The sequence below is a fragment of the Bizionia argentinensis JUB59 genome (genome assembly GCF_000224335.1).
Taxonomy (GTDB): Bacteria; Bacteroidota; Bacteroidia; order Flavobacteriales; family Flavobacteriaceae; genus Algorimicrobium; species Algorimicrobium argentinense.
Genome location: NZ_AFXZ01000068.1, coordinates 1 through 5,914 on the forward strand (window position 1 = coordinate 1; position 5,914 = coordinate 5,914).

Annotated in this window: 2 tRNA genes and 3 rRNA genes; all 5 read right to left on the reverse strand. The window is 44.6% G+C overall.

The annotated features are described in order from the left end of the window. Positions 1 to 76: 76 nt before the first annotated feature. A 5S ribosomal RNA gene (gene rrf, locus BZARG_RS14790) occupies positions 77 to 185 on the reverse strand. Between the two features lie 129 nt (positions 186 to 314). Beyond that, positions 315 to 3,141: ribosomal RNA gene (locus BZARG_RS14795) — 23S ribosomal RNA — on the reverse strand. Between the two features lie 228 nt (positions 3,142 to 3,369). Then, positions 3,370 to 3,446: transfer RNA gene (locus BZARG_RS14800), tRNA-Ala, on the reverse strand. 143 nt (positions 3,447 to 3,589) lie between these two features. Continuing rightward, positions 3,590 to 3,663, reverse strand: a tRNA-Ile gene (locus BZARG_RS14805). 80 nt (positions 3,664 to 3,743) lie between these two features. Then, a 16S ribosomal RNA gene (locus BZARG_RS14810) occupies positions 3,744 to 5,269 on the reverse strand. The 16S, 23S and 5S rRNA genes sit together here with 2 tRNA genes alongside, the layout of an rRNA operon. Positions 5,270 to 5,914 lie beyond the last annotated feature (645 nt).

A 5,914-nucleotide genomic window follows, 5' to 3' on the forward strand; every position in this document is an offset into this window, starting at 1 on the left:
TTTATCATGTAAATATACGAAGTATAAACATTTTAGAACAAAAAAAATCCTCTTCAGTTATGAAGAGGATTCTTAAAAAAGGCGGCGACCTACTCTCCCACGAGATGCAGTACCATCGGCGCAAACGGGCTTAACTACTCTGTTCGAAATGGTAAGAGGTGAGCCCCGTCGCTATAACCACCTTAAGTTATAGCTTGGGTAATAGGGTTTAATCCCTATTACTTCAGCGTTCCATATAAAAATGGAACAAATATCTTAACATATTGAAAAAGAATTACATGATTTGTTTGTAAACTGATATAAAAAAACAGGCGTACAATAAGCCTATGGGTTATTAGTACTACTCGGCTATGACATTACTGCCTTTACACCTATAGCCTATCAACGTGGTAATCTCCCACGACCCTTTAAAGAAATCTCATCTTGTGGTGGGTTTCGCGCTTATATGCTTTCAGCGCTTATCCCTTCCAAACGTAGCTACCCAGCAATGCTCCTGGCGGAACAACTGGTACACCAGAGGTTTGTCCAACTCGGTCCTCTCGTACTAGAGTCAGATCCACTCAAATTTCTAACGCCCACTGTAGATAGAGACCGAACTGTCTCACGACGTTCTGAACCCAGCTCGCGTGCCACTTTAATGGGCGAACAGCCCAACCCTTGGGACCTTCTCCAGCCCCAGGATGTGACGAGCCGACATCGAGGTGCCAAACCCCCCCGTCGATATGAGCTCTTGGGGGAGATCAGCCTGTTATCCCCGGAGTACCTTTTATCCTTTGAGCGATGGCCCTTCCATGCGGAACCACCGGATCACTATGCTCTACTTTCGTACCTGATCGACCTGTATGTCTCTCAGTCAAGCTCCCTTATGCCATTGCACTCTACGCACGATTACCAACCGTACTGAGGGAACCTTTAGAAGCCTCCGTTACTCTTTTGGAGGCGACCACCCCAGTCAAACTACCCACCAAGCACTGTCCCCTTTTTTGAAGGGTTAGAATCTAGATAAGCAAAGGGTGGTATTTCAACAATGACTCCACAACGCCTAGCGACGCCACTTCAAAGTCTCCCACCTATCCTACACATTACTTATCCAAAGCCAATACTAAGCTATAGTAAAGGTTCACGGGGTCTTTTCGTCCCACAGCGGGTAATCGGCATCTTCACCGATACTACAATTTCACCGAGCTCATGGTTGAGACAGTGTCCAGATCGTTGCACCATTCGTGCAGGTCGGAACTTACCCGACAAGGAATTTCGCTACCTTAGGACCGTTATAGTTACGGCCGCCGTTTACTGGGGCTTCATTTCAGATCTTCGCCGAAGCTAAACCCTCCACTTAACCTTCCAGCACCGGGCAGGTGTCAAGCCATATACGTCATTTTTCAATTTAGCATAGCTCTGTGTTTTTGATAAACAGTCGCCTGGACTCTTTCACTGCGGCCCATCTTGCGATGGGCGACGCTTCTCCCGAAGTTACGCGTCTATTTTGCCTAGTTCCTTAACCATGAATCTCTCGAGCTCCTTAGAATTCTCATCCCAACTACCTGTGTCGGTTTAGGGTACGGGCTGCTTCACTCGCTTTTCTTGGAAGTCGATTTGCTGGATTATCACCGCAGCCGTAGCTTTAGTGTACTATCGGAGTGTTACCACATCCTTCAACGTACTATTCCGTCAGTACGCACCAACTTTTCGCCTCCGTCACTTTTAGTGTGAGCAGGTACAGGAATATTAACCTGTTGTCCATCCACTACCCCTTTCGGGTTCGCGTTAGGTCCCGACTAACCCTCAGCTGATTAGCATAGCTGAGGAAACCTTAGTCTTTCGGAGTGCGGGTTTCTCGCCCGCATTATCGTTACTTATGCCTACATTTTCTTTTGTAGCTTCTCCAGCAAGCCTCACGACTCACCTTCGACGACACTACAATGCTCCCCTACCACTTATAAATAAGTCCATAGCTTCGGTAATATGTTTATGCCCGATTATTATCCATGCCGAACCGCTCGACTAGTGAGCTGTTACGCACTCTTTAAATGAATGGCTGCTTCCAAGCCAACATCCTAGCTGTCAAAGCAGTTCAACCTCGTTATTTCAACTTAACATATATTTTGGGACCTTAGCTGATGGTCTGGGTTCTTTCCCTCTTGGACTTGGACCTTAGCACCCAAGCCCTCACTGCTGATTAACATTTTATAGCATTCGGAGTTTGTCAGGAATTGGTAGGCGGTGAAGCCCCCGCATCCAATCAGTAGCTCTACCTCTATAAAACTATAAATCAACGCTGCACCTAAATGCATTTCGGGGAGTACGAGCTATTTCCGAGTTTGATTGGCCTTTCACCCCTACCCACAGGTCATCCGAAGACTTTTCAACGTCTGGCGGTTCGGTCCTCCATTTAGTGTTACCTAAACTTCAACCTGCCCATGGGTAGATCACACGGTTTCGCGTCTACCACTACTAACTAAAGCGCCCTATTCAGACTCGCTTTCGCTACGGATCCGGACCTGAAGTCCTTAACCTTGCTAGCAACGGTAACTCGTAGGCTCATTATGCAAAAGGCACGCCGTCACCCCCTAAAGGGCTCCGACCGCTTGTAAGCGTATGGTTTCAGGTTCTATTTCACTCCCTTATTCAGGGTTCTTTTCACCTTTCCCTCACGGTACTAGTTCACTATCGGTCTCTCAGGAGTATTTAGCCTTATCGGATGGTCCCGACTGTTTCATACAGGATTACTCGTGTCCCGCACTACTCAGGATACCACTATGTTTGTCTTCTTTACCTATACGGGACTATCACCCTCTTTGGTTGCTTTTTCCAAAGCATTCTAATTCATATGACATTCAATATCGTGGTCCTACAACCCCAAATTTGCCGTAACAAATCTGGTTTGGGCTAATCCGCGTTCGCTCGCCGCTACTTACGGAATCACTATTGTTTTCTTCTCCTCCGGGTACTTAGATGTTTCAGTTCTCCGGGTTTGCTTGCCTTACGGCATAACATGTCTTCAACATGCTGGGTTGCCCCATTCGGATATCTGCGGATCAATTTGTATGTGCCAATCCCCGCAGCTTTTCGCAGCTTATCACGTCCTTCATCGCCTCTGAGAGCCTAGGCATTCCCCATACGCTCTTATTTAGCTTATTGTACTATTTGCTTTTTTAATGAGTTTACTGTAATTAATTAAAAGCTCGTAAACCTTAATTAATTACGTTTTTTAATTCTAAATTAGACGATTCTAATTTAGAATTTCATGTATCTTTTTCAATATGTCAATGAACGTTTGTTCTCTAATATACATTAGAGACCTCAATTCGGTTGTCTTTCAATTAAATTGACAGCTTTCCTTTTGAGATACACACCTTGGTGTGTATTTGGTGGAGAATATCGGAGTCGAACCGATGACCTCCTGCGTGCAAGGCAGGCGCTCTAGCCAGCTGAGCTAATCCCCCATGTCTTGATGAAAATCCGAAATCTAAATTCCAATTTCCAAAAAGGAGAGGTATCTCAACTTCTAAAATTTCCTTTCAATATGTAATGAACGTTTTAATATTTAATGCTATCTCTAACATTCAATATTACTGTGTTTTTTTTGTAGTCTCAGGCAGACTCGAACTGCCGACCTCTACATTATCAGTGTAGCGCTCTAACCAGCTGAGCTATGAGACTCTTTTTTATTTTAAATTAACAGCTTGAGAATAAGCCACTTCTTTTATATAGAAGTATTCAAATTAGTCGTCTTTCTCTAGAAAGGAGGTGTTCCAGCCGCACCTTCCGGTACGGCTACCTTGTTACGACTTAGCCCTAGTTACCAATTTTACCCTAGGCCGCTCCTTGCGGTGACGGACTTCAGGCACTCCCAGCTTCCATGGCTTGACGGGCGGTGTGTACAAGGCCCGGGAACGTATTCACCGGATCATGGCTGATATCCGATTACTAGCGATTCCAGCTTCACGGAGTCGAGTTGCAGACTCCGATCCGAACTGTGATAGGGTTTATAGATTCGCTCCTGGTCACCCAGTGGCTGCTCTCTGTCCCTACCATTGTAGCACGTGTGTAGCCCAGGACGTAAGGGCCGTGATGATTTGACGTCATCCCCACCTTCCTCACAGTTTGCACTGGCAGTCTTGTTAGAGTTCCCGACATGACTCGCTGGCAACTAACAACAGGGGTTGCGCTCGTTATAGGACTTAACCTGACACCTCACGGCACGAGCTGACGACAACCATGCAGCACCTTGTAAATTGTCCGAAGAAAAGTCTATCTCTAAACCTGTCAATCTACATTTAAGCCCTGGTAAGGTTCCTCGCGTATCATCGAATTAAACCACATGCTCCACCGCTTGTGCGGGCCCCCGTCAATTCCTTTGAGTTTCATTCTTGCGAACGTACTCCCCAGGTGGGTTACTTATCACTTTCGCTTAGTCACTCAAACCGAAGTTCGAACAACTAGTAACCATCGTTTACGGCGTGGACTACCAGGGTATCTAATCCTGTTCGCTCCCCACGCTTTCGTCCATCAGTGTCAGTGTATTATTAGTAATCTGCCTTCGCAATTGGTATTCTATGTGATATCTATGCATTTCACCGCTACACCACATATTCTAACTACTTCATAATAACTCAAGACAACCAGTTTCAAGGGCAATTCTACAGTTGAGCTGCAGACTTTCACCCCTGACTTAATTGTCCACCTACGGACCCTTTAAACCCAATGATTCCGGATAACGCTTGGATCCTCCGTATTACCGCGGCTGCTGGCACGGAGTTAGCCGATCCTTATTCTTACAGTACCGTCAAGCCTCTACTCGTAGAGGTGTTTCTTCCTGTATAAAAGCAGTTTACAACCCATAGGGCATTCTTCCTGCACGCGGCATGGCTGGATCAGGCTCTCGCCCATTGTCCAATATTCCTCACTGCTGCCTCCCGTAGGAGTCTGGTCCGTGTCTCAGTACCAGTGTGGGGGGTCCCCCTCTCAGGGCCCCTATCTATCGTAGCCATGGTAAGCCGTTACCTTACCATCAAGCTAATAGAACGCATACTCATCTTTTACCGCCGAAACTTTAATTATAAGCTGATGCCAACTCATAATACTATGCGGTATTAATCCAAATTTCTCTGGGCTATCCCACTGTAAAAGGTAGATTGTATACGCGTTACTCACCCGTGCGCCACTCGTCAGCAAATTAGCAAGCTAATTCCTGTTACCGTTCGACTTGCATGTGTTAAGCCTGCCGCTAGCGTTCATCCTGAGCCAGGATCAAACTCTTCATCGTTAATTCTTAAATATTATTTAACAACTAATCGAAATAGATTTAATTCTCTAATTACTCAAAATGGTTTATTCTCTTTTTGTTTGATCTAACCGTTTCCAGTTAAATCTTACGCTGTCAATTCAATATGTCTATGAACTTATTTCCATCTACTCTTTCAAGCAGCTCCTCATATAGAGAAGTAAAATGGAACTTGTTTTTCTTGTTTTCTTAAGGCGTTTATCTCTTAAGCGGGTGCAAATATAATTACTGTTTTGCTAACCTGCAAACTTTATTTGAAAAAAAATCTAATTTCTTTCTCGTTAAGTTTCTTTGATAATTTCCTCTGGAACTAGCTCCCTACGTTGCCGTTTTAAGCGGCTGCAAATATACAACCTTTTTTATTCCTACAAAGCTTTTTTTAGTTTAATTTGAAATTTAATTTCTAACTCCAAAACTTCAACTCTTACTAGGCTTTTCAATGAACGTGGCCTCAAACAATTTTGCTGTTTTTAGCGGCTGCAAACATACAACCTTTTCTGTTCCTGCAAAGCTTTTTTAGTTTTATTTTGAAATTAATTTCTTAACCTCCCTTTTAACCTAATTCATGCCTTTCAATGAACGTTGCTCTGTACGTGTTACCGTTTTAAGCGGCTGCAAATATACAAC